The organism is Leucobacter edaphi (genome assembly GCF_016522535.1).
Taxonomy (GTDB): Bacteria; Actinomycetota; Actinomycetes; order Actinomycetales; family Microbacteriaceae; genus Leucobacter; species Leucobacter edaphi.
Map to the genome: position 1 here is coordinate 141,980 of NZ_JAEHOI010000011.1, position 23,354 is coordinate 165,333.

Consider the following 23,354-nt stretch of genomic DNA (forward strand, 5'->3'; position numbering starts at 1 on the left):
TCTCTCTTCGTGCTTCTACTTAGCTTGACAGCGCGTCGGCGCCGCCTACGATCTCGGAAATCTGCTGGGTGATCTCGGCCTGGCGAGCGTTGTTCGCGAGGCGAGTGTAATCGCGGATCAGGGAGTCGGCGTTGTCGCTCGCCGACTTCATCGCCTTCTGCGTCGCCGCGTGCTTCGCGGCAGCCGACTCGAGCATCGCATTGAAGATGCGGGACTCGATGTAGGAGGGCAGGAGCTGATCGAGGACTGCGTCCGCGTCCGGCTCGAACTCATAGAGCGGCTGGGCGGAAGCGTCGGGCTCCGCGACGCCCTCAACGACCTCGAGCGGGAGCAGACGGTGCACCTGGGGCACCTGGCTGACCATGCTGACGAGGTGGTTGTAGACGAGGTGGATTTCCTGTGCGCCGCCCTCTGCTGCGGGACGGGCGAAGATCTCGAGTACGGACTCGGCGACCTCCTTGGCCATCTCGAAGGTCGGGTTCTCGGTGTCGCCCACCCAGACGCGCTCGGAGGCGCGGCGGCGGAACGCGAAGTACCCCTGGGCCTTGCGGCCGATCAGGTAGTACACCACGTCCTTGCCCTCGGAGCGGAGCAGCTCGGTGAGCTCTTCCGCTTCGCGGAGCACCTGCGAGTTGAACGCGCCGGCGAGGCCGCGGTCCGAGGTGAAGATCACCACTGCGGCACGTTCGACCTTTTCGGCCTCCATGAGCAGCGGGTGATCGGTGTTCGAGTGCGTTGCGACGGCCGAGACGGCGCGCGTGATCGCGGTGGCGTAGGGCGTCGAAGCCTCGACGCGGGCCTTCGCCTTCTGGATGCGCGAGGCTGCGATCAGCTCCATCGCACGGGTGATCTTCTTGGTCGTCTGGGCAGAACGAATCTTCTGCCGGTAGACCCGAAGTTGCGCTCCCATGTCTCTCCTGTAGTGGTCGGGGCTGGCTGGTCAAGCGGTCTGGCCCGGGCGGGGGCGTGAACCCCCGCCCGGATCAGGACTACTTCTTGACGACCAGCTGCTCCTGCTTGATCTCGGCCTCGTCGAGCGTGTCGAACTGCTCGGCGAGCGTCTTGCCCGCAGAGGTGCGGAACTCGCTCTTGAACTTCTCGATCGCGCCCGTGATCTCCGCGACGGTGGTGTCGTCGAGGACGTTGGTCGCGCGGAGGGTGTTGAGCGCCTCCGAGTTGCGGCCGAGGTAGTCGAGGAACTCGCGCTCGAAGCGGAGGATGTCCTCGACCGGGACCTCATCCAGGTAACCGTTCGTGCCGGCCCAGATGGAGACGGTCTGCTCCTCAACCGGGTACGGGGTGTACTGCGGCTGCTTGAGGAGCTCGGTGAGGCGTGCGCCGCGCTCGAGCTGCTTGCGGCTGGCCGCGTCGAGGTCGGACGCGAACATCGCGAAGGCCTCGAGAGCGCGGTACTGGGCGAGCTCGAGCTTGAGCGTGCCCGAGACCTTCTTGATCGACTTGACCTGCGCGTCGCCACCGACGCGGGACACCGAGATGCCCACGTCGACCGCGGGACGCTGGTTCGCGTTGAACAGGTCCGACTGGAGGAAGATCTGGCCGTCGGTGATCGAGATCACGTTGGTCGGGATGTACGCCGAGACGTCGTTCGCCTTGGTCTCGATGATCGGGAGACCCGTCATCGAACCGGCACCCAGCTCGTCCGAGAGCTTTGCACAGCGCTCGAGCAGGCGGGAGTGGAGGTAGAAGACGTCGCCCGGGTAGGCCTCGCGCCCCGGCGGGCGGCGGAGGAGGAGCGAAACGGCGCGGTAGGCCTCAGCCTGCTTCGACAGGTCGTCGAAGATGATGAGGACGTGCTTGCCGTCGTACATCCAGTGCTGGCCGATGGCCGAGCCGGTGTACGGGGCGAGGTACTTGAAGCCAGCGGGGTCGGAGGCCGGCGAGGCGACGATGGTGGTGTACTCCATCGCACCCGCGTCCTCGAGCGCGCCCTTCACCGAAGCGATGGTCGAGCCCTTCTGGCCGATCGCGACGTAGATGCAGCGAACCTGCTTCGTCTGGTCGCCCGACTCCCAGTTGGCCTTCTGGTTGATGATCGTGTCGATCGCGATCGCGGTCTTACCGGTCTGGCGGTCGCCGATGATGAGCTGGCGCTGGCCGCGGCCGACGGGGATCATGGCGTCGATCGCCTTGATGCCGGTCTGGAGCGGCTCGTGCACCGACTTGCGCTGCATGACGCCGGGAGCCTGGAGCTCGAGGGCGCGGCGGCCCTCGACGCCGGTGATCTCACCGAGTCCGTCGATCGGGTTGCCGAGCGGGTCGACCACGCGGCCGAGGTAGCCCTCGCCGACGGGAACGGAGAGGACCTCGCCGGTGCGGGTGACCTGCTGGCCCTCCTCGATGCCGGTGAACTCACCGAGCACCACGACGCCGATCTCGTCCTCTTCGAGGTTCTGTGCCAGGCCGAGCGTGCCGTCCGCGAAGCGGATGAGCTCGTTCGCCATCACGCCGGGGAGGCCCTCGACGTGCGCGATGCCGTCTGCCGCGTCAACGACCGTGCCGACCTCGGTCTTACCCGACTGCGACGGCTCGTACGACGCTGCGAAATCCTTCAGCGCGTTCCGGATCTCGTCCGGGCTGATTGAGAGTTCTGCCATTTCGTTTCCTCTGTCTGTTCCGGAAGCGAAAGCCCCGGAGGTGAAAGTTGTTGCTCTACGCAGCGAGCTGCTGGCGGAGATCGTCCAGGCGGGCCCGGATGCTGCCGTCGATGACGTCGTCGGCGATCTGGATACGGACGCCCCCGATGAGCTCGGGGTCGATCACGGTCGTGATCTTGACCGGGCGACCCGCGGTCTTCTCGAGTGCCGCCGCGAGACGGATCTGCTGCACCGGGGTGAGCGGCGCCGCGACGGTCACGGTTGCGAGCTCGGAACCGCCCTGATCAGCAGCGACGCGCGCGGCCTGACGCAGCGCGGCGTCGAGGCGACGTCCGCGCGGCTGGGCCGTGAGGCGGCTGACGACGGTGACGGCCGAGGGCGACACCTTGCCAGCGAGGATGCGCTCGATGAGCGCGACCTTGCCGGCGGGGTCAGCCAGCTTGCTGCCGAGGCTGAGCTGGAGTTCGTGGTTGCGATCGAGGAGATCGGCGACCGCGAGGAGCTCATCCGAGAGCGAGGAGTTCGCGAGGCTCTCGGCGCGCAGGCCGAGCTCCTCGACGCCGGCGATGAACTCGTCAGAGTTCGACCAGCGGCCCCGAACGGCGGCGGTGAGCACTGAGCGCGCGCCAGCGGAGAACCCGCCGAAGAGGCGCTCGACCACCTGGGCCTTCGCCTCGGGCGCCGCGGAGGCGTCCCCGAGTGCCGACGCGAGTGCCGGGCTCGAGGCGATCTGACCGGCGGCGGCGAGGAGCTCGCCGCCCGCGGTCGACTCGATGCCCGCCGTGATCGCGGTCCGTGCCTGTGCGAGTGCTTCGCGTGACGCGCTTCCCATTACTGAGCCGCCTTCTCGGACGCCTCGAGGTCGACGAGGAAGCGGTCCACGAGAGCGGTCGCCTTCTGGTCGTCGGTGAGCGATTCGCCGACGACGCTCGAGGCGAGGTCGATCGCGAGCGAGCCCACGTCCTTGCGGAGCGAGACGACGGCGCTCTGGCGCTCCGCCTCGATCTGCGCCTGCGCGGCCTGGGCGATGCGAGCCTGCTCGGTCGTCGCATCCTCCTTGGCCTTTGCGACGATCTTCGTGGCGTCGGCGCGAGCCGCGTCACGGATCTCGCCGGCCTCCTGGCGAGCGCTGGCAAGCTGGGCGGTGTACTCCTGGAGAGCCGCCTCGGCCTTCGCCTGGGCCTCATCGGCCTTGGCGATGTTGCCCTCGATTGCCTCAGCACGCGCATCAAGCATCGCCTGCATCTTGGGGAGGAAAACCTTCCAGAACGCGACGAGGATGATGACGAAGACAACCGCAGACCAGACGATGTCGTAGGTCGCCGGGAAGAGCGGGTTCGGGGCCGCTCCCTCTGCAGCGACGATGACTGCGTTACTCATCAAGCCTCCCTTTCGAGACTAAGGAAAGGTGGACGGCTTACTGGAAGATGAAGTGCGTCGCGATACCGATGAGCGCGAGGGCCTCGGTGAACGCGATACCGATCCACATGAGGACCTGGAGGCGGCCGGCGAGCTCGGGCTGGCGAGCAACGCCCTCGATGGTCTTGCCGACGACGATGCCGAGGCCGATGGCCGGGCCGATGGCCGCGAGGCCGTAGCCGACCGTCGAGATGCTGCCCGAAACTTCTGCGAGAACAGACACGTTAGGTGTTTCCTTCCGATTGGTGAGTACGACGGTTGCCGGACTCGATTAGTGCTCTTCAGCCAGCGCGAGCTGGATGTAGACGCCGGTGAGAATGGTGAAGATGTAGGCCTGGAGGAACGCCACCAGGATCTCGAAGAGGGTGAAGGCGAAGCCCACCGCGAAGGTGCCGACGCCGAAGAGCTTGAACAGCCCCTCGCCCTCGAGGAGGAAGAAGTTGGTCGCGCTGAAGAAGAGCACGAGCAGGAGGTGACCGACCAGGAGGTTCATCAGGAGTCGGAGCGTCAGGGTGACCGGACGCAGGACGAAGGTCGAGAAGAACTCGATCGGGGTCACGATGATGTAGAGCGGCTTCGGAACGCCCGAGGGGAACAGGGAGTTCTTGAAGAAGTTGCCGGGGCTCTTCTTGATACCCGCGTAGATGAAGGTCGCGTAGGAGACGATCGCGAGGACGAGCGGCAGACCGACGACGGCCGAGACACCGATGTTGAAGCCGGGGATGATGCCGGTGATGTTGAACGCGAGGATCGTGAAGAAGATCGCGGTCAGGATCGGCAGGAAGCGGCGGCCATCGACCTTGCCCAGGAGATCCTCGGCGATGTTGACGCGCACGAAGTCGAGCGCCATCTCGGTGATCGACTGCCCGCGGGTGGGGATCACGCGCATCTTGCGGGTGCCGAGCCAGAACAGCAGCAGCAGGAGGAGGGTCATGATCACGCGGATGATCATGATGCGGTTCATCGCGAACGGCGTGCCCTCGAAGAGCACCACATCGGGGAAGAAGTCGGAAATCGACGGCGGGTGGAACCCGCCCCCTTCGGATGCGAAAACAGCAGGGGTCACGAGGTGCAGAGCGTTAGCGAACAGCGCCATTCTCCTGACTTCGGTGCGGCGGTGAGCTCACACGGTGTCGAACGGTGGTCGTGCCCCCAGCGCTCACAGGCACACTCATGGTGAGGCCCGGCGGGGAACAAAGAAGATTCTAGCAAGAATTTCGCCGTCGGAGAAACCATTCGTGACACTTCGGCAGAATTGCGTTTCTCCGGGACTTGTGATCAGTCTCGCGGGTCCGAGACGATCGGGAGCCGAGACCTGGTGAGAACGATCATGTCGATCACAAGGGACACGATCACTCCCGCGACGACGCCGAGGAACAGGATCGTCGGATTGAGCCACGGCTGGTCGCGCAGCAGCACCGCGGCGACGATGAAGGCGACGATCTTGATCAGCCACGCCCCCATCACGATCCCGAAGAACGCGGCGACGTAGAAGTCTTTCTCGATGAAGCGGTTCGCAAAGGTGATGCTCCCCGCGGTGAGCGCGAGGAAGACCCCCGCGAAGGCTGCGCCGAGGACGCCGCCGACGAGTCCCGTCGAACCGGAGACGAACCAGCCGATGACGCCGAAGATCACGATCAGCGCGAGCGACGCGAGGACGCCCCACTTGAGTGCGCGGAGCAGGATCGGCTGCGAGCTCGGCATACGGATCTCCGCCGGCGCGTCATCCGCCGCGCCTTCCTGGCCGGAGGGGGCACCCGCCTGCGCTTCCTGGACCGCAGCGGCCGGGGCGGGCACCTCGGGGGTCGCCGTCGCGGGCCGCGTCGGCGCCGCGTGCGCTCCGGGCGCGCCGGATTCCACGGCTCCGGGCCCGGAGGGCTCCGCTGCTGCGGCGGGGAGCACGGGGGTCTCGGATCCTTCGGGCGCGTTGCTCTCGGGAAGCGGGGATGAGCTCACTCGGAGTTCCTTTCCTCGGACGCGCCCGCTCCCGGGTGCCCGGCGTTGACGGCGTCGGCGGATTCGCCGCGCCCCTGCAAAGTTATCAAGCCTCGCTGGGCGAGAAGCTTCTTCGCCCTCCGCAGCGGGAACAGGAGCGTCAGCAGGGTGATCACGGTGCCAACGACGAGGACCACGATCGCGAGCACCGGACTGTCCTGCGTGAACACCAGCAGCACCGCCACCGAGAGCACCGCGCTCCCCAGGTAGAAGATGATCACGGCCTGCACGGGCGAGTGGCCCATGTCGAGCAGACGGTGGTGCAGGTGGAGCCGATCGGCCGAGAACGGGCTCTTCCCCGCCCGCACCCTGCGGATCACGGCGAGCGAGAAGTCGGCCAGCGGCAGCGCGAGCACCGCGATCGGCAGGATGATCGGCATGTACGCCGCGAGCACGAGCTTCAGATCGAGCGACGCCGGATTGAGCTGGCCCGTCACGAGCACGGTCGACGTGGCCATCAGCAGGCCGACGAGGAGCGCACCCGTGTCCCCCATGAACATGCGCGCGCGGTGCCAGTTGAACGGCATGAACCCCGCGCAAATCGCGACGATCACGATCGCGATCAGGCTCGCGAGCGTAATCGAGTCGAGCCCGCCGACCTGATCGTGCAGGATCCGCGTGTAGATGAAGAAGATCGCGTTGACGATGATCCCGACGCCGGCGACGAGACCGTCAAGGCCGTCGACGAAATTGACCGCGTTCATGACGAGGGTCATGAGGAACACGGTGAGCACGAAATTCACGACGGGCGACGCGACGACGAGGGTGTCCCCCACCGGCAGCGACACGATCTGGACGCCGTTCCAGGCGAGCAGGCCGGTCGCCGCGAACTGCGCCGCGAGCTTCACCATCCAGTCGAGGTCGAGCAGGTCGTCGAGGATCCCCACTCCCGCGATGATCGCGCACGCCCCGATCAGGGCCCACATGATCCCGCTGTCGGTGAAGAGCGGCGCGAAGTCCGGCTGGGTGCGCGCCACGGCGAACGCCGCGAGCAGGCCAACGAACATCGCCACACCGCCGAGCCTCGGGGTCGGCGTCTGATGCACGTCGCGCGAGCGCAGCTGCGGCGCGAGGCCGTACTTCCGCGCGAGCTTCAACACGATCGCCGATGCGATCGCCGTCACGACGACGGCGACGGCTGCGACGATCAGGAAAGGGAGCACGTCAGTCCTCGAACGTGACCTCGGGCAGCAGTTCCTGGATGACCTCGCGGGTCACGCCGCCCTCGCGCAGGATCCGCAGGACGCCGCCCTCCTCCGTCAGCCGGGTCGCATCGATGATCGTCGAGGCCACGCCGTCGCCGTCGATCGCTCCGACCTCGAGGTACACGTCGACCGAATCGCCGAGCATCTCCCTCGCCTCCGCCGCCGTGCCCGCGGCAGGCTTCCCGGTGAGGTTGGCGGAGGAGACCGCGAGGGGACCCGTCTCCCGCAGCAGCTCGAGCGCGATCGGATGGTTCGGGATCCGGAGCGCGACGGTTCCGCCCGTATCGCCGAGGTCCCAGCTCAGGCCGGGATTCGCGGTCGTGATGATCGTGAGGGCTCCCGGCCAGAACTTCTCCGCGAGCGCGGACAGGGGCGACGGCACCTCGGCCGCGAGCGCCGCGAGCGTGCCCGTGTTGGGGATCAGCACGGGCGGCGGCGACTGACGGCCGCGGCCCTTCGCGTCAAGCAGTCGCTGCACCGCAGCGGGGGTGAACGCGTCGGCCGCGACGCCGTACACGGTGTCCGTGGGGAGCACGACGAGCTTCCCCTGCCCGATCGCCCGGCGCGCGGTGCGTGTTCCGGAGAGCAGATCGGAGGGTTCTGAGCAGTCGTAGACCTCGGCCATGAGGATAAATCCTACTCCTCGGAGCCTGCGCGCTGCCGCGCACGCGCCCGGCTCAGCGGATCGCCGTGGTCGCCCGGTCCCTGCCGGTGAGATCGGGGTGGGTCGCGGCCGCGCGCCACCCGTCCGCGGTGAGGAGCTCCCTGATCGCCGCGCCCTGCCCCTCGGCGTGCTCGAGGACGAGCGCGCCGCCCTGGCGCACGAGGCCGAGGCCGGCCCGGCTGATCACGCGGATCAGGTCGAGACCGTCCTCGCCGCTGTACAGCGCGAGCTCGGGATCGTGATCGCGCACCTCGGGGTCGCGCGGCACCATCGCGGCCGGCACGTAGGGCGGATTGGACACGAGGACGTGGCAGCGGCCCGCGAGCGCGGCGACCTCGGCGAGTGCCGGTGCGGTCGCGGTCGCGCGCCCGGCGCCCGGCGCCGATTTTCCGCCGGCCGCGGGCCCCGAGCCAGCCGCGGCCCGCGGTTCCCCGGCGGCCCGTCGCGGATCAAGCTCGGCGACGTCCCCGTGGATCAGGCGCACGCGGCCGTCGCCCCACTCGGCGACGTTGCGTGCGGCCCACGCTGCGGCCTCGGGACTCTTCTCGACCGCGTAGATCCGCGCGGTGGGAACCTCGTGCGCGAGCGACAGGGCGATCGCCCCGCTCCCGGTGCAGAGGTCGACGGCGATCGGCTCGGGATCGGGGGAATTGAGCAGGGCGTCGATCGCGAACTGGGCGACTCCCTCGGTTTCCGGCCGCGGCACGAACACTCCCGGCCCGACACTGAGCTCGATCCCCCGGAACGGCGCGCGCCCGGTGAGGTGCTGCAGCGGCACCCGGCTCGCCCGCTCCTCCGCGAGCGCCCGGGAACGCCCTGCGGCGGCCGGCGCGACCGTCTCGCCGAGCACCGCGAGCACCTGAAGCCGCCCGCGCGGGACGCCGAGCACGTGGGAGAGCAGAATCGCAGCATCGACACCGGCGTCCTCGACGCCTCCGGCGGCGATGAGGGCCTCGAGCTCGGCGAGCAGCGCGGCGATCGAGACGGGGCCGGCGGGATCGGCGACGCCCGCGGGATCGGCGGATTCGGGGTGGTTCACTCCCCCACTCTCCCACACGCGATTCGCGCCGGCCCGCGCCGCCGAGCGGCGGGGCAGTGATCCCCCGCATGTCCCGGGAATGCCGGGCGTAATACAGCGTTGCATTTCATAAGCGCACAGAACGTGTTGGATAACTCCACGCTATAGTTCTGTTGGCCTCGTCCCGACGACTCCCTGGAGGATCACCCATGGCACGCAGCTTCGCCAACATCACCGAAGCCTTCGGCAACACCCCGCTCGTTCGCCTCAACCGCGTGACCGACGGCGCAGCCGCCGAGGTCTACGCGAAGCTCGAGTTCTACAACCCCGCCGGATCGGTGAAGGACCGCATCGGCATCGCGATCATCGACGCCGCAGAGCAGTCGGGCGACCTGCAGCCCGGCGGCACGATCGTCGAGGGCACGAGCGGCAACACCGGAATCGCGCTCGCCTTCGTCGGCGCGGCTCGCGGCTACCGCGTCATCCTCACGATGCCCGAGACCATGAGCATCGAGCGCCGCAAGCTCCTCGCGGCGTACGGCGCCGAGATCGTCCTCACCGAGGGTCCCCTCGGCATGAAGGGCGCGGTCGCGAAGGCCGAGGAGATCGCCGCAAACACGCCGGGCGCGATCCTCGCGAACCAGTTCGGCAACGCCGCGAACCCCGCGATCCACCGCGCCACGACCGGCCCCGAGATCTGGGCCGACACCGACGGCACGGTCGACATCTTCGTCGCCGGCATCGGCACGGGCGGCACGATCACGGGCGCGGGCGGCTACCTCAAGGAGCAGAACCCCGACGTCAAGGTCGTCGCTGTCGAGCCGATCGACTCGCCGCTCCTCACCGAGGGCACCGCCGGCCCCCACAAGATCCAGGGCCTCGGCGCGAACTTCGTGCCGGAGATCCTCGACCGCGACGTCTACGACGAGGTCGTCGACGTCGCCCTCCCCGATGCGATCGCGAAGGCTCGCGCGCTCGGCACCGACGAGGGCATCCTCGCGGGCATCTCGGGCGGCGCGGCCGTCTGGGCCGCCACCGAGGTCGCGAAGCGTCCCGAGAACGCCGGCAAGAAGATCGTCGTCATCGTCCCCGACTTCGGCGAGCGCTACTTCTCGACGGTCCTCTACGAGAACCTCGAGGTCTGATCCCCCGGATCGGCACCCCAGACGGCAGTGGCCGTTCGACCGGCGCACCGGGCGGGCGGCCACTTCGGCACATGAAAGGCCACCAGTGAGTTTCTTCTCCGGAGTTCGTGAGGACATCCGCGCGGCACGCGACCACGATCCCGCCGCGCGCGGCTCCGCCGAGGTCTTCTTCGTCTACTCGGGGCTGCATGCGGTCTGGTGGCACCGCCTCTCACACGCGATGTGGACGCGAGGCATGCGCTTCCTTCCGCGCGCGATCTCCCAGGCGATCAGGTTTTTCACTGGGATCGAGATCCATCCGGGGGCCACGATCGGCCGCCGCCTCTTCATCGACCACGGCATGGGCGTGGTGATCGGCGAGACCGCCGAGATCGGCGACGACGTGCTCATCTACCACGGGGTCACCCTCGGCGGGACCGGCCACCAGGGCGGCAAGCGCCACCCGACGATCGGCGACCGGACCGTCATCGGCGCCGGCGCGAAGCTGCTCGGCGACATCGAGCTCGGGCACGACAGCGCCGTCGGCGCGAACGCCGTGGTCGTGCGCTCGGCCGGCCCCTGGACGACGCTCACGGGCATTCCGGCACAGGCCCGGCCGCGACGGGGAGCGCCCGTCGCGGAAAGCCCCGATATGGCCGACTTCTACGTCATCTGAGCGGGGCTCAGCGCAGCCGCCGTCCGTGCTCGACCATCCACCGCTTCGTGCGCCGCATCTCGACGAGCACCATCGTGATGCCCAGGATCCAGAACGGGATCTGCACCGCGAACGCCACCCGGAACGCTCCGAGCGAGTAGTTCTCGGGTGATCCAGCGCCCTGCAGGTCGAGGACGAGCCCGATGAGCAGGATCACCGCGAGCGACGAGGTGAACCCGCCCGTGTTCACGAGCCCCGTGCCGAAGCCGGAGAAGCTGCGCGGTGTGTGCGAGCGCGACACCTCGAACGCGATCATCGACGCCGGCCCGCCGAGCGGCATCACCACGATGAGGACCACGAGCAGCCAGGTCGGCGGGTTGCCCGGCCACAGCATCACGGCGATCCACGACGCGATGATCCCGCCCGTGATGCCGAGGCTGATCCAGACGCGCCGCTCGAGGAATCGCGAGCTCACGGGACCGAGCACGAGCCCCGCGAACATCGACGAGACGACCGTGAGGCTCAGCAAGCCAGCGGCTGCGGGCGGTTCGAGACCGACGCCACCCACGAGGAACGGCGTCCCCCACAGCAGGATGAACACGTTGGACGCGAACGGCGTGGTGAAGTGCACCCAGTAGGAGAGGCGAACGCCCGGGATCCGCAGCAGCCGGCGGGCCCGGTCGTAGAGGCTCAAGACGCGGGTGCGGGGCCTCCCGACCGCGGGAATCAGCCCGGTCGAGGGAGGCGCCATGACCGTCACCCCGGTCGGGGCGTCCGCGCCGAGCTTCCTCGCCTCGCGTGTCGTCCGGCTCGTGCGGTGGAAGACCCGCTCGGCGACGGTCGCATCGCCGGGATAGTTGCGCAGCACGAGCGTTCCGAGGATCGTGATCAGCACCCCCACCGCGACGACCCCGAGGAAGCCGTTCATCCAGCCGGCCGACGCGACGAGCAGTGCGAGCGGGGCGACCGAGACGAGCTGGCCGGCCTGCCCGATCAGGCCCGTAACCTGGCTCACCGTGGGCAGCTGGCGCACGGGGAACCACTCGGGCAGGATTCGCATCACGCTGATGAAGGTGCACGCGTCCCCCGCCCCGACGAGCACGCGCGCGAGGATCGCGAGCTCGACGTTCAGCACCGTCGCCATGATGAGCTGGCCGGTGAGCATCAGCACGCCACCGCTCAGAATCAGGGCTTTCGCGCCGAAGCGGTCGAGGAGCACCCCGACCGGGATCTGCAGGCCCGCGTAGACGATGAGCTGCACGACGGGGAAGATCGCGAGCGTCGTCGCGTCGATCCCGAAGTGGTCCTGCGCCGCCGGGCCGAGCGCTGCGAGGGTCGAGCGGTTGATGATGGCGACCGCGTAGGCGATCGCCGCCACTCCCCAGACAACCCACGGGAGGAGGGGTCTGCGGGCGCTCATCCCACCATGCTACTCCCGCGCGGGCCTGACTCGCCCGCTGTGCCGACGCCGGGCACCCGCCCGCTCAGGCGCGCGGGGGAAGCGGCGGCCCGTCGGGGAAGTCACTGCGGGTCAGATCCATGAACAGCGCGTCCTCGAGGTGACCGCCGGGCCGCACCTGGTAGTCGCGGAGCACGCCGATCCGCTGAAAACCGAGCCGCTCGTAGCTGCGGATCGCGCCGTCGTTGTTGATGTTCGGGTCGAGGGTGACGCGCGTGATCCCGTCGGCGAACTCGTCGCGGATCGCGAGCGCGAGGGCCTCCTCGCCGATCCGACGTCCCCGAAAACGAGTGCCGATGAACAGGTGCATGACCGTGGTCGGGTACTCGGCGTCCGGCCCGCGCATGATCCACAGCGCGCCCGCGCACTCCCCCTCGACCTCGATGATGCGGGTGATCTCGGGGGCCTCGAGGAATTCGGCCCGCACCCGCTCGGGCGTGTACCCGACCCACCACAGCGCGACCTCGGGTTCGAGCAGGATCGCGAGCAGCGGTTCGGCGTCCTCCTCACGAGGCGCGCGAAGCGTCACGAGGGGGCCGGTGATGGGGAGCGGTGCTGCGTTCATCCGGCAAGCGTAGCGCGGGGCGGGGACGGCGCAACAGTGCCAGTTTCTGACTCACCTGGCGCACCTTTCCCGTCCTGCTCTCGGCCGCGCGATCGGCGCCCGCACCCCGGCTGAGGGGCACGGACCCTACGGGCCGAACGACCGGAGCCCCCGCCCAGCAGCGCGAACGCTGCACGGGGCGGGGGCTCCTGAACCGTGTGGTGAGCTGCGATTACGAACCGAGGTCCGCGAGTCGCGCCTCCTCGTCCATGCGAACGCAGGACTCGATCACCGGGTCGAGCGCGCCGTTCATGACGGCGTCGAGGTTGTACGCCTTGTATCCCGTGCGGTGATCCGCGATGCGGTTCTCCGGGAAGTTGTACGTGCGGATCCGCTCGGAGCGATCCATCGTGCGGATCTGGCTCGAGCGATGCGCACTCGCCTCGGCGGCCGCCTCTTCCTGCTGCTTCGCGAGCAGGCGCGCCCGGAGCACGCGCATCGCGGCGTCCCGGTTCTGCAGCTGGCTTTTCTCGTTCTGCATCGCCACAACGATCCCCGTGGGGAGGTGCGTGATACGGACGGCGGAGTCGGTCGTGTTGACCGACTGGCCGCCGGGGCCCGAGGAGCGATAGACGTCGATCTTGAGGTCGTTCTGGTTGATCTCGACCTCTTCGGGCTCGTCGACCTCGGGGTAGACGAGCACGCCCGTCGTCGAGGTGTGGATGCGGCCCTGCGACTCGGTCACGGGGACGCGCTGCACCCGGTGCACGCCGCCCTCGTACTTGAGGTGCGCCCACACGCCCTGCGACGGGTCGCTCGCGTTCGACTTGATCGCGATCTGGACGTTCTTGTACCCGCCCAGGTCGCTCTCGTCCTTCTCGAGCATCTCGGTCTTCCAGCCCTTGGACTCCGCGTAGTGGAGGTACATGCGGAGCAGGTCGGCGCCGAACAGCGCCGATTCGGCCCCGCCCTCGCCGCCCTTGATCTCGAGGATCACGTCGCGGGCGTCGTCGGGATCGCGCGGGATCAGGAGTCGGCGGACCTTCTCCTGCGCCTCCGCGAGCCCCTCCTCGAGGCCGGGGATCTCCTCGGCGAACGCCTCGTCCTCGCGCGCGAGTTCGCGCGCGGCTTCGAGGTCGTCGCCGAGCTGACTCCACTGCTCATAGGCGGACTTGATCTTGCTCAGCTCCGCGTAGCGGCGGTTGACCTTCTTGGCGCGGCCAGCGTCGGCGTGGAGCGCCGGGTCGGCGAGCTCCTCCTGCAGGTTCGCGTGCTCGAGGAGCAGCGATTCAACCTGTTCGAACATGCCTGTCGTTCCTTTCGGACCGGGGATCAGGCGCCGAAGCCGGTGCGGCGCGCCTCGGCGAGGAGGGCCGCGTTCGACTCGGCCGCGCGGATCCGATCGGCCGCCTTGGCGTCCGACTCGAGCTCGAGCAGCGTGCCACGCAGCGCGGTGAGCGCGTGCGACTCCGCTTCGCCGAGCAGGAGGTCCTCATGACGGGTGCCGGAGTGCTTGAGCTTCAGCACCGGGGTCGAACCGACCGCGCCGAAACGGGCCTCGCTGTTGACGACGCGGCGCGCCTCGCGGAGCAGCAGCGCGTCGCCATCGAGCTCGGGCTTCGCATCGATCACGGCGATCACGGTCAGCGATCCGCCGTTCTCGAGGTTGCGGCCCGAGGCGAGGAGGCGCTTGATCTGCGCGAGCGCGAACTCGTCGATCTCGTCGTGGCCGGGGCGCGCCTGAGCGTGCTGGGCCTGCGCGTAGGCGCGGGCAAGCCGGTTCAGGGAGTCGACGAGGATCACGACGTCGTGGCCGAGCTCGACGAGTCGCTTGGCGCGCTCGAAGGCGAGCTCCGCGATCGTCGCCTGATCCTCGGCGGGGCGCTCGAAGGAGGCCGCGACGACCTCGCCCTGGACGGTGCGTTCGAGGTGGGTGATCTCCTCGGGCTGGGCCTCCGCGAGGACGAGCATGAGGTGCGTCTCGGGCTTGCTCGCCGCGACACCGGCTGCGAGCTCCGTGATCACGTCGACACCCTCGACCTTGGACGGCAGGGCGACGAGCGCGCGCTGGCCGAGGCCGATGGGGGCGAAGAGGTCGATCGCGCGGCCGGCGACTGCGCTCTGGGTCGACTCGACGAGGAGGCGATCCTGCGGGAAGACCGGGGTCTGCTCCGCGAAGTCGCTGCGCTTCTCGTTCTCCTCGACGGGACGGCCGTTGATCGAGTCGATCTTCACGATCGCGTTGTACTTCTGACGGCCGCCGCCCTCGCCCTCGCGGGGCTGGCGGATCGCGCCGACGATCGCGTCGCCGCGGCGCAGGCCGTACTTCTTGACCTGACCGAGCGAGACGTAGACGTCGCTCGTGCCGGGGAGGTAGCCGCTCGTGCGGACGAACGCGTAGTTGTCGAGGACGTCGAGGATGCCCGCGATCGGGAGGAGCACGTCCTCCTCGGTGATCTCCGGCTCGAAGTCGTCGCCCTGGCCGCGGCGCTTGCGATCGCGCTGACGCGTGCGGCTGGAGCGGGTCCCGCCGTCGGCGTTGTCGTTGCGCTCGCTGCGCTCGTTGCGGCCGTTACGGCCGTTGCCGCGCTCGCCGTTCTTCTGGTTCTGCTGGCCCTTGGCCTCGTCGCCGCCCTCCGAGGCGTTTGCCTCATTGTCGGTCTGATCGGCCTTCTGTCCGCGACCGCGGCGGCCACGGCCGCGCGCGGGCTTCTCGTCGTCGGCCGGGGCGTCGGCATCGTTCTTCTCGGCGGCGGGAGCGGCGTCGGCGTTCTCGCGAGCGCCCTCGCTCTCGGGCTTCGCAGCCTTTTCGGCCGGCTCAGCCTGCTCAGCCTGCTCGCCCTGGTCGGTCGAGGCGTCGGCGTCCTTCGCGGCCTTGGTCCGGCGGGAAGCCGTGCGCTTGGCGGGCTTTTCTGCGGCCTCGGTCCCGGCGGCCTCCGCTGCCGGGGTGGACGCCTCGGCGCTCGCGGCATCGGACTCCGCGGGTGCGGCCTCGACGGCCTGGGCGCGGCGGCTGCGCGTGCGCTTCGCGGGTGCGGGAGCCTCGGCTGCGGTGTCCTCCGTGGCGGCCGGCGCCTCGGCGGCAGCGGCGTCGGCACCCTCGGCGGGCGCGTCAACCTTCTTGCGGCTGCGCGTCGCGCGCTTCTTCGGCGCCTCCTCTGCAGCGGCAGGAGCCTCCGCGGCGGCGGGAGCCTCGGCGGCGGGAGCCGCGGTCTCAGCGGCAGCGGCGTCGGCACCCTCGGCGGGCGCATCAACCTTCTTGCGGCTGCGCGTCGCGCGCTTCTTCGGCGCCTCCTCGGCAGCGGCAGGGGCCTCCGCGGCGGCGGGGGCCTCGGCGGCGGGGGCAGCAGCCTCAGCGGCCGGCTCGCTCACGGTGCCGGCGGCGGCGCTCACGCGACGCGAGGCCCGGCGGCGCACGGGCGCTGCGTTTGCCGCGTCATCCGCGGCGGATACGGTGTTCTGTTCTTCAACGTTGGATTCCACGTCTGTCCTCTCGGAGTGGCCGCGGGGTATCCGCCCTCAGAGGAGCGGGGCCTCCCGCGAACGGTGCACATGTGTGCGTCACGAACGCCGGACATGAACGTCACGGCGGGTAAACGATCCACACCCGCGATCGCGGGACACGGCGGAATCCGAAAACTATCGAACCGGATCCGCGGGGATCGCCTCCACTGTAGCACCCTTGGAATCGACGGCCAGGATCAACACCCTCCAGTCGGGATGCCGTTCGGCGACGAGATCCGCTGCGGCCTGCCGCTCGGCGGGGCCGTCCGTGAGCACGAGCACGGACGGGCCGGCTCCCGAGACCACCGCGGGATACCCGGCGTCGCGCAACTCCCCGATCAGGTCGCGAGTCGCGGGCATCGCCTCACCGCGGTAGTTCTGGTGCAGCCGGTCTTCCGTCGCCTCGAGCAGCAGCTCGGGGCTCTGCGTCAGCGCCGCGATGAGCAGTGCTGAGCGCGACACGTTGAACACCGCGTCCTCGTGCGGCACCTGGGCGGGCTGCAGGCTGCGGGCCAGCCGCGTCGACATCGTGAAGCTCGGAACGAGCACGAGCGGCGCGACCCCGCGGTGCACCATGAGGCGCTTGAAGCGGGGGCCGGTCTCGTTGGTCCAGGCGATCGTGAGGCCCCCGAACAGGGCGGGCGCCACATTGTCGGGGTGGCCCTCGAGCTCGGTGGCGTAGGCGAGCAGCTGCTCCTCCGTGAGCTCGATCGGGTCGTCCGGGTCGCTCTCGAGCAGGCCCGCGGCGATCATCACGCCGGCAACGATCGCGGAACCCGATGACCCCATGCCGCGGCCGTGCGGGATCCGGTTCTCGGCGTTCAGCTCGAGACCGGGCATTTCGCGGCCGAGACTGCGGAAGACATGCGCGGCGGCCTGCACGACGAGGTTCGACTCGTCGGTCGCGACCTCCCCCTCGCCCACTCCAGACACCGTGACGCTTGCGCCGGGCTCCTCGCGGGTCGTCGCGGTGACCTCGTCACCGTACGCCAGCGCGATCCCGAGCGTGTCGAAGCCGGGCCCGAGGTTCGCGCTCGTTGCGGGAACGTGGACGCGGACCGCGCGGCGCGCGGCGCTCATGCGCGGCCCTCCAGGCGGAGGACGCTCGTCACGGCGAGCACTTCTTCGCTCGCGCGGAGGGCGTCGACGGTCGCGGCGAGGTCGGCCTCGCGCGCCTGGTGGGTGCCGATCACGAGGGCTGCACGGCCCTCGCCGTCGCTGCCAGGTGCGACGGTCTGCTCGACGCTCGCGGCCGAAACACCGTGCTCCGCGAGGAGCCCGGCGATCGCGGCGAGCACGCCGGGACGATCGTGCACCTCGAGCATGATCTGGTAGGCCGTCGTGACCTCTCCGACCGGGAGGATCGGGAGTTCGGCGTGCAGCGAGCCGGGGATCCCCGGGCCGCCGATGACGTGGCGCCGCGCCGCGGAGACGAGGTCGCCGAGCACCGCGGAGGCCGTCTCGGCCCCGCCCGCTCCCGCGCCGTAGAACATGAGTTCGCCCGCGGCCTCCGCCTCGACGAACACGGCGTTCTTACCGCCGTAGACCGCAGCGAGCGGGTGATCGCGCCTGATCAGGGCCGGGTAGACGCGTGCGGAGACGCCGTCGACGCCGTCGCTCGAGGTGAGACGCTCGGCGATCGCGAGCAGCTTGATCACGTAGCCGGCGCTCTTCGCGGCCTCGACCTGCGCCGCGGTGATGTTCGCGATGCCCTCGCGGTACACCGAGTCGACGGGCACCTCGGTGTGGAAGGCGATGCTCGCGAGGATCGTGGCCTTCTGCGCGGCGTCGTAGCCCTCGACGTCGAGCGTCGGATCCGCCTCGAGGTAGCCGAGCTCGCTCGCGACGCGCATCGCGTCCTCCGCGCTGTCGCCGAAGCGGTCCATGCGGTCGAGGATGTAGTTCGTCGAGCCGTTGACGATGCCGAGCACGCGGGTGACGTGATCGCCCGCGAGGCTCTCGCGGAGCGGGCGCAGGATCGGGATCGCCGCCGCGACGGCGGCCTCGTACGACAGCTGAGCGCCTACCTGCTCCGCGGCGTCGGACAGCTCGGGGCCGTGCGCCGCGATCAGGGCTTTGTTCGCCGTGACGACGTCAGCCCCGCCCTGCAGCGCCTGCAGGATGAGGCCCCGCGCGGGTTCGATCCCGCCCATCAGCTCGACGACGATGTCAGCGCCCTGCACGAGGCGCTCCGCGTCCGTGGTGAAGAGTTCGCGCGGCAGCTCGACATCGCGCTTCGCGTCGACGTCCCGCACCGCGATCCCCGCGAGGGAGAGCCGCGCGCCGATGCGCGCCGCGAGCTCGTCGCCGTGCTCGAGGATCAGCCTGGCCGTCTGCGCTCCGACCGAGCCGCAGCCCAGTAGAGCGACGCGGAGGTCACGGTAACCGTTCACTTCGATACCCCATTCTCACCAGTGGTGTGTGCCGCGGCCGAGTCGATGCTCTGCGCCACGAGTTCTGATTCGGACTGCCCGCGCACGATGAGCCGTGGCGTACCGCCCTTCACCGCGACCACGGGCGGTCGCGGGACGTAGTTGTAGTTGCTGGCGAGCGACCAGCAGTAGGCGCCCGTCGCTGCGACGGCGAGCACGTCGCCCGGCTCGACGTCGCCGGGCAGGCGGTCGCGCTGCACGACGATGTCGCCCGACTCGCAGTGCTTCCCCACCACGCGGACGAGCCGCGGCTCGACATCGCTCCTGCGGTTCGCGATCCTGACCTGATAATCCGCGCCGTAGAGCGCCGTGCGGGCGTTGTCGCTCATGCCGCCGTCGACGCTCACGTAGAGCCGCTCGGTCGCGCCGCCGTCCGCGGGATCCGCCTCGGCGTCGCTGCCCGCGAGATCGACGGTCTTCGTGGTGCCGACCGTGTAGAGCGTGATCCCGGACTGCCCGATCACGGAGCGGCCGGGCTCGAACGCGAGGCGCGGAATCGGCACGCCGACCTCGGCAGCGGTTTCGGCGACGATGTCGGCGAGCTCGCGCGCGATCACCGCGACGTCAGGTGCGGCATCCGCCTCGGCGCTCGTGTAGGCGATCCCGAATCCGCCGCCCAGATTGAGCTCCGGGATCGGGCCGCCAGCGATCTCCGCGAGCGCCGGGTAGGCGCCGAGCAGACGGCGCGCCGATTCGCGGAATCCCTCGGTCGCGAAGATCTGGGAGCCGATGTGGCAGTGGAGGCCGACGAAGTCGAGGCTGTCGTGCGCGACGATCGCCGCGACGAGCCGGGGCGCCTCCGCGAGCGGCTGGCCGAACTTCTGATCCTCGTGGGAGGTGGCGAGGAAGTCGTGGGTCGAGGCGTGCACCCCGCTGTTCACGCGCAGGCGCACGCGCTGGCGACGGCCGGCCGCGCGCGCGGCGGCCGCGATCCGCTCGGTCTCGATCTCGCTGTCGATGATGATCGTTCCGACCCCGGCCTCGACGGCTCGGGTGATCTCGGCGACGGACTTGTTGTTGCCGTGGAAGCCGATCCGCTCGGGCGGCACCCCGGCCGCGAGCGCGACCGCGAGCTCGCCGCCGCTCGCGACATCGACGAAGAGGCCCTCCTCCACCATCCAGCGGGCGACCTCGATGCAGAGGAACGCCTTGCCAGCGTAGTAGACGGTGGCCGAGGTGCCGACGCGTTCCGCCTCACCCTGCAGCGCCTCGCGGATGGCGCGGGCGCGGGCGCGGGCGCCATCCTCATCGATGACGTAGAGCGGCGAGCCGAACTCCTCGACCAGCTCGGTGACGGGGAGGTCTCCCAGCTTGAGGATTCCGCACGAGCTGCCGCGCCGGGCGGACGTCGGGAAGACGCGGGCGTCGATCTCGTTCGGATCCGCCATCGCCGCGGGGTTCGCGGGCGGCGCGGACTGCGACTCGGTCATCGGTTCACTCCTGGTCGGCTGGCTGCGGGATCGGGGTGTCGGTCGACGCTCGCGCGGGCTCCTGCGTCGGAGACCGGTGGCGAGCGGACCCGGATTGGCCCCTGAAGCCGTGCGAACGGGGGCCTTGGCCCCGGAACGAACCCGTCCAGCTTAGCGCGAGACGCATGCCCGTCGCGTCCCGATCCGCACGCAGGGTGTCACTTTTTTCCCGCGGATTACCCCGCGGCGCAACTGCCGGGGGCCCGCTCCTGGGGATCAGCGGCGAGCTTCGGCGACAGGTCCGCGCTGACGGCGACCGCTCCGGACGAGGTGAGCTCGATATTCGTGAGGGTGACGCCCCGCGGCAGCCGGTCGCTGATGCAGAACACGTGCGGTTTCAGCATGGGGGCGAGCAGGTCGCCGGTCGCGGACGCGATCTGCGTGGCGGACAGGTCGAAGCCAGCGGCGCTCGCGCCCTTCGGATCGATCTCGACCTTCCCATCGACGACTTTCAGGCCGAGGGTGGCCGAGAGCGGCACCTTCTGACCGAGCATGTCGACCGTGTGGCTCACGACGAGGCCGCCGTCACGCACCTCGGCGCTCTGCGCGAGGCCCTGCGTCACCATCTCAGCGAAGCCGCTCAGTTGCTCCTTCGGAACGGTGAGTTCCGCGGTGCCGTCGCTGATCTCGCCGGTCGTCACTGCGAACGGCACCCGCTTCGCGTGCACCTTCACGTCGGCGGCGAGCCCCTCGATGAGCGGGGCATCCGGCACAGAAACGGTCACGTCGCCCACACCGCCGCCGACCGCGCTGACCAGCTGCGATCCGCCGAGCTCCACGTCAACCGGGTGATCGGCCGGGAGCTTCAGCTGGCTCTGCACCGCCCCCGTGATAATGCCGGGCAGGATCAACCGGAGCGCGAGCTCCGCGGCCCCGACGAGCGCACCGATCACGAGCAGCGTGACGAGGAGGCGCACCCACCACGGCCAGCCGCTGCGGCGACGCCGCGCGGGAGCCTCCTCGAAGATGGCCGTGTCCATGGCGCTCGTTCCTCTCTAGAGCCGCTCGGGGGCGGAGACGCCGATCAGGTCGAGACCGTTGCGGAGCACCTGGCCCGCCGCGTCGTTGAGCCACAGGCGGGTGCGATGCAGATCCTCGACGGGCTCCTCGCCCATCGGGATCACGCGGCAGTTGTCGTACCAGCGGTGATAGGCCGCCGCGAGCTCTTCCAGGTAGCGGGCGATGCGGTGCGGCTCGCGCAGCTCGGCGGCACCGGCCACGATCGCCGGGTACTGCTGCAGCTTGCCGAGCAGATCCGTCTCCGTGGCGTGGGTGAGCAGCTCGGGCGCGAACGCGCTGCGGTCGACGCCGGCCGCGGCCGCGTTGCGATCCACAGCGGCGGTGCGTGCGTGCGCGTACTGCACATAGAACACCGGGTTGTCGTTCGTGCGGCTGCGCACCTTCTCGCCGTCGAGCGCGAGCGGCGAGTCCGCCGGGTAGCGGGCGAGCCAGTAGCGGAGCGCGTCGGTGCCGAGCCACTCGAGCAGGTCATCGAGCTCGATGATGTTGCCCGCGCGCTTGGAGAGGCGTGCCCCGTTCAGGTTGACGAGCTGGCCGATGAGGACCGTGATGTCGGTCTCCGTGTTGTCGCCTGCGGCGCCAGCGATCGCCTTCAGGCGGCCGATGTAGCCGTGATGATCCGCGCCGAGCAGGTAGATCTTCTCGCCGAAGCCGCGATCCTTCTTGGACAGGTAGTACGCGGCGTCCGCAGCGAAGTAGGTGAAGATGCCGTTGCCGCGGGTGAAGACGCGGTCCTTGTCGTCGCCGAAGGCGGTCGTGCGGACCCAGATCGCGTCGTCCTCCTCGAAGACGTGACCCTCGGCGCGCAGCCGGTCGATCGCGCCCTCGATCGGGCTCTTCTCGCCGTTCTCGCCCGCGGTGTGGAGCGAGCGCTCCGAGAAGAAGACGTCGAAGTGCACGTTGAAGCGCTCGAGCGAGTCCTTGATCTCCGCGAGCTGCAGCTGGTAGCCGAGCTCCTGCGCCTGCTCCAGCGCCGCCTCGCGGTCGCTCGCGGCGATCTCCGCGAGGTCCGGGATCTGCTCCGCGACGCGCTTCCCGAGCGTCTGAATGTACTCGCCGGGGTATGCGTCCTCGGGCGCTTCCTCGCCGAGGGCGGCTGCGAGGACGGAGCGGCCGAACTTGTTCATCTGCGCGCCGGCGTCGTTGATGTAGTACTCGTTGACGACCTCCGCGCCCGCCGCGCGCAGCACGCGCGCGGTCGAGTCGCCGAGCGCGGCCCAGCGGGTGTGGCCCATGTGCAGGGGCCCCGTGGGGTTCGCGGACACGAACTCCATGTTGATGCGCTGCCCGGCGAGCGCGTCGCCGCGGCCGTACGCCTCACCCTGCTCGACGACGCGGCGGGCCGTCTCCCCGGCGCTCGCGGCGTCGAGGGTGATGTTGATGAAGCCGGGGCCCGCGATCTCAGCCTTCGCAACGCCGTCGATCTCGGCGGCGCGCGCCGCGATCTCCTCGGCGAGCTCGCGCGGGTTCGCCCCGATCCGCTTCGCGAACTTCATCGCAGCGTTCGACGCCCAGTCGCCGTGATCCCGATTCTTCGGTCGATCGACCTTCGTGTCCTGCTCCGTGACGACGACATCGGAGCCGCGGGCGGCAACGATCTCGGTGAGGATGCTGGCGAGGTGCTGGGCGAGTTCTTGAGGCGTCACGAGGACCCAGTCTAGTTCCCCGCGCCGACACTCGCGGAACGCTCACCACAGGCGACCCGATCCCGATCCGCATCGGCGCCGCGCCCGATCGTTCGATCCGGACCAGGATCGGCGTTGGGCCCTGGCCTGCGCTCCGGCCCACGCGCCACAGTGGTCCGGCGATCCGGCTCTCGGTCAACCCCGCGCCAGCACCCCGGCGAATCCGCTCCCCCGGAGTGCGCTAGGGTAGAACGGTCGCAATTGCTCGCCTCCGTAGCTCAGGGGATAGAGCGCCGGTTTCCGGTACCGTAGGTCGGGGGTTCGAATCCCTCCGGGGGCACTGCGACTTGAGAGGCTCCCATCGCTCCGGCGGTGGGGGCCTCTTCACGTTCCCTGTGCGGGCGGGGCGTCGGTCACCCGCGATTTCTCCGAGAAGGAATCCCATCGTCAAGCCTGGACTGCTCCGAGCCCCTAAAGTTGCGTCGGTTTCCCAGTGATGCAACTTTAGGGGCGCAAAGTTGCATCACGGCTTGACTGTCAGTGTTTGCGGGCGTCCCGCACTCGCTTGACCTAACACTTCTCTGAACAGACGTGTACCCTAGTGTT

Annotated in this window: 21 protein-coding genes and 1 tRNA gene; 3 read left to right on the plus strand and 19 right to left on the minus strand. The window is 69.6% G+C overall.

The genetic code is table 11. The features are described 5' to 3' along the window. Nucleotides 1-19: 19 nt before the first annotated feature. The 10 genes from JD292_RS10765 to JD292_RS10810 all read right to left on the minus strand — a co-directional run bounded on the left by JD292_RS10765 (nt 20) and on the right by JD292_RS10810 (nt 8,937). The gene (locus JD292_RS10765) at nt 20-910 is read right to left on the minus strand and encodes a F0F1 ATP synthase subunit gamma (protein ID WP_200132754.1); all 891 of its coding nucleotides are present in this window, start codon (nt 908-910) and stop codon (nt 20-22) included. Nucleotides 911-989: 79 nt separating this feature from the next. Next, entirely contained in the window at nt 990-2,615 is a 1,626-nt protein-coding gene (gene atpA, locus JD292_RS10770; protein WP_200132755.1) for a F0F1 ATP synthase subunit alpha, read from the minus strand. A 55-nt stretch (nt 2,616-2,670) separates the two neighbouring features. Beyond that, entirely contained in the window at nt 2,671-3,447 is a 777-nt protein-coding gene (locus JD292_RS10775; RefSeq protein WP_200132756.1) for a F0F1 ATP synthase subunit delta, read from the minus strand. Beyond that, the gene (locus JD292_RS10780; protein WP_200132757.1) at nt 3,447-3,995 is read right to left on the minus strand and encodes a F0F1 ATP synthase subunit B; all 549 of its coding nucleotides are present in this window, start codon (nt 3,993-3,995) and stop codon (nt 3,447-3,449) included. The genes JD292_RS10775 and JD292_RS10780 overlap by 1 nt, the downstream gene beginning before the upstream one ends. Nucleotides 3,996-4,032: 37 nt before the next feature. Then, a complete protein-coding gene (atpE, locus tag JD292_RS10785; RefSeq protein WP_200132758.1) occupies nt 4,033-4,257 on the minus strand; it encodes an ATP synthase F0 subunit C in 225 nt (74 codons plus the stop codon). Between the two features lie 48 nt (nt 4,258-4,305). Then, nucleotides 4,306-5,130 (minus strand): F0F1 ATP synthase subunit A, encoded by an 825-nt coding sequence (gene atpB, locus JD292_RS10790; protein WP_200132759.1) that lies wholly within the window; start codon nt 5,128-5,130, stop codon nt 4,306-4,308. Between the two features lie 182 nt (nt 5,131-5,312). Next, complete coding sequence (locus JD292_RS12255) at nt 5,313-5,990, minus strand: Cg1360 family ATP-synthase-associated protein (protein WP_233614158.1); 678 nt, start codon at nt 5,988-5,990, stop codon at nt 5,313-5,315. Further along, complete coding sequence (locus JD292_RS10800; protein ID WP_200132760.1) at nt 5,987-7,192, minus strand: MraY family glycosyltransferase; 1,206 nt, start codon at nt 7,190-7,192, stop codon at nt 5,987-5,989. Before JD292_RS10800 ends, JD292_RS12255 begins: the two co-directional genes overlap by 4 nt. Before the next feature lies 1 nt (nt 7,193). Beyond that, the gene (locus tag JD292_RS10805) at nt 7,194-7,859 is read right to left on the minus strand and encodes an L-threonylcarbamoyladenylate synthase (RefSeq protein ID WP_200132761.1); all 666 of its coding nucleotides are present in this window, start codon (nt 7,857-7,859) and stop codon (nt 7,194-7,196) included. Between the two features lie 52 nt (nt 7,860-7,911). After that, nucleotides 7,912-8,937 carry a N5-glutamine methyltransferase family protein gene (locus JD292_RS10810; RefSeq protein ID WP_369411233.1) on the minus strand — a complete coding sequence of 342 codons (1,026 nt, stop codon included), beginning with the start codon at nt 8,935-8,937 and terminating at the stop codon, nt 7,912-7,914. Nucleotides 8,938-9,125: 188 nt separating this feature from the next. Between JD292_RS10810 and cysK the strand changes: the two genes are divergently transcribed. Then, complete coding sequence (gene cysK, locus JD292_RS10815; RefSeq protein WP_200132763.1) at nt 9,126-10,061, plus strand: cysteine synthase A; 936 nt, start codon at nt 9,126-9,128, stop codon at nt 10,059-10,061. Between the two features lie 85 nt (nt 10,062-10,146). Continuing rightward, nucleotides 10,147-10,716, plus strand: a complete 570-nt coding sequence (gene cysE, locus JD292_RS10820; protein ID WP_200132764.1) for a serine O-acetyltransferase — start codon at nt 10,147-10,149, stop codon at nt 10,714-10,716. A 7-nt stretch (nt 10,717-10,723) separates the two neighbouring features. Here cysE and JD292_RS10825 read toward each other — a convergent pair whose 3' ends face one another. The 9 genes from JD292_RS10825 to argS form a co-directional block, all read right to left on the minus strand. Then, entirely contained in the window at nt 10,724-12,115 is a 1,392-nt protein-coding gene (locus tag JD292_RS10825) for an MFS transporter (RefSeq protein ID WP_200132765.1), read from the minus strand. A 64-nt stretch (nt 12,116-12,179) separates the two neighbouring features. Next, a complete protein-coding gene (locus JD292_RS10830) occupies nt 12,180-12,719 on the minus strand; it encodes a GNAT family N-acetyltransferase (RefSeq protein ID WP_200132766.1) in 540 nt (179 codons plus the stop codon). A 211-nt stretch (nt 12,720-12,930) separates the two neighbouring features. Further along, nucleotides 12,931-14,004, minus strand: a complete 1,074-nt coding sequence (gene prfA, locus JD292_RS10835; RefSeq protein WP_200132767.1) for a peptide chain release factor 1 — start codon at nt 14,002-14,004, stop codon at nt 12,931-12,933. A gap of 26 nt (nt 14,005-14,030) precedes the next feature. Further along, nucleotides 14,031-16,181 carry a hypothetical protein gene (locus JD292_RS12515; RefSeq protein ID WP_200132768.1) on the minus strand — a complete coding sequence of 717 codons (2,151 nt, stop codon included), beginning with the start codon at nt 16,179-16,181 and terminating at the stop codon, nt 14,031-14,033. 156 nt (nt 16,182-16,337) lie between these two features. After that, complete coding sequence (gene thrB, locus JD292_RS10845; RefSeq protein WP_200132769.1) at nt 16,338-17,282, minus strand: homoserine kinase; 945 nt, start codon at nt 17,280-17,282, stop codon at nt 16,338-16,340. Then, nucleotides 17,279-18,595 carry a homoserine dehydrogenase gene (locus JD292_RS10850; protein WP_200132770.1) on the minus strand — a complete coding sequence of 439 codons (1,317 nt, stop codon included), beginning with the start codon at nt 18,593-18,595 and terminating at the stop codon, nt 17,279-17,281. The genes thrB and JD292_RS10850 overlap by 4 nt, the downstream gene beginning before the upstream one ends. Beyond that, the gene (gene lysA, locus JD292_RS10855; protein ID WP_200132771.1) at nt 18,592-20,064 is read right to left on the minus strand and encodes a diaminopimelate decarboxylase; all 1,473 of its coding nucleotides are present in this window, start codon (nt 20,062-20,064) and stop codon (nt 18,592-18,594) included. Before lysA ends, JD292_RS10850 begins: the two co-directional genes overlap by 4 nt. Nucleotides 20,065-20,279: 215 nt before the next feature. After that, nucleotides 20,280-21,083: an LmeA family phospholipid-binding protein gene (locus tag JD292_RS10860; RefSeq protein WP_200132772.1), complete on the minus strand. Its 804-nt coding sequence runs from the start codon at nt 21,081-21,083 to the stop codon at nt 20,280-20,282. 15 nt (nt 21,084-21,098) lie between these two features. After that, nucleotides 21,099-22,769 carry an arginine--tRNA ligase gene (argS, locus tag JD292_RS10865; RefSeq protein WP_200132773.1) on the minus strand — a complete coding sequence of 557 codons (1,671 nt, stop codon included), beginning with the start codon at nt 22,767-22,769 and terminating at the stop codon, nt 21,099-21,101. Between the two features lie 246 nt (nt 22,770-23,015). Here argS and JD292_RS10870 point away from each other — a divergent pair. Then, nucleotides 23,016-23,088: transfer RNA gene (locus tag JD292_RS10870), tRNA-Arg, on the plus strand. Nucleotides 23,089-23,354: the final 266 nt, after the last annotated feature.

Bases quoted from the DNA above. Each gene is read 5' to 3' on its own strand.
- JD292_RS10765 (WP_200132754.1), bottom strand. From the start codon at position 910: ATGGGAGCGCAACTTCGGGTCTACCGGCAGAAGATTCGTTCTGCCCAG.
- atpA (WP_200132755.1), bottom strand. From the start codon at position 2,615: ATGGCAGAACTCTCAATCAGCCCGGACGAGATCCGGAACGCGCTGAAG.
- JD292_RS10775 (WP_200132756.1), bottom strand. From the start codon at position 3,447: ATGGGAAGCGCGTCACGCGAAGCACTCGCACAGGCACGGACCGCGATC.
- JD292_RS10780 (WP_200132757.1), bottom strand. From the start codon at position 3,995: ATGAGTAACGCAGTCATCGTCGCTGCAGAGGGAGCGGCCCCGAACCCG.
- atpB (WP_200132759.1), bottom strand. From the start codon at position 5,130: ATGGCGCTGTTCGCTAACGCTCTGCACCTCGTGACCCCTGCTGTTTTC.
- JD292_RS10805 (WP_200132761.1), bottom strand. From the start codon at position 7,859: ATGGCCGAGGTCTACGACTGCTCAGAACCCTCCGATCTGCTCTCCGGA.
- cysK (WP_200132763.1), top strand. From the start codon at position 9,126: ATGGCACGCAGCTTCGCCAACATCACCGAAGCCTTCGGCAACACCCCG.
- JD292_RS10825 (WP_200132765.1), bottom strand. From the start codon at position 12,115: ATGAGCGCCCGCAGACCCCTCCTCCCGTGGGTTGTCTGGGGAGTGGCG.
- JD292_RS10830 (WP_200132766.1), bottom strand. From the start codon at position 12,719: ATGAACGCAGCACCGCTCCCCATCACCGGCCCCCTCGTGACGCTTCGC.
- prfA (WP_200132767.1), bottom strand. From the start codon at position 14,004: ATGTTCGAACAGGTTGAATCGCTGCTCCTCGAGCACGCGAACCTGCAG.
- thrB (WP_200132769.1), bottom strand. From the start codon at position 17,282: ATGAGCGCCGCGCGCCGCGCGGTCCGCGTCCACGTTCCCGCAACGAGC.
- lysA (WP_200132771.1), bottom strand. From the start codon at position 20,064: ATGACCGAGTCGCAGTCCGCGCCGCCCGCGAACCCCGCGGCGATGGCG.
- JD292_RS10860 (WP_200132772.1), bottom strand. From the start codon at position 21,083: ATGGACACGGCCATCTTCGAGGAGGCTCCCGCGCGGCGTCGCCGCAGC.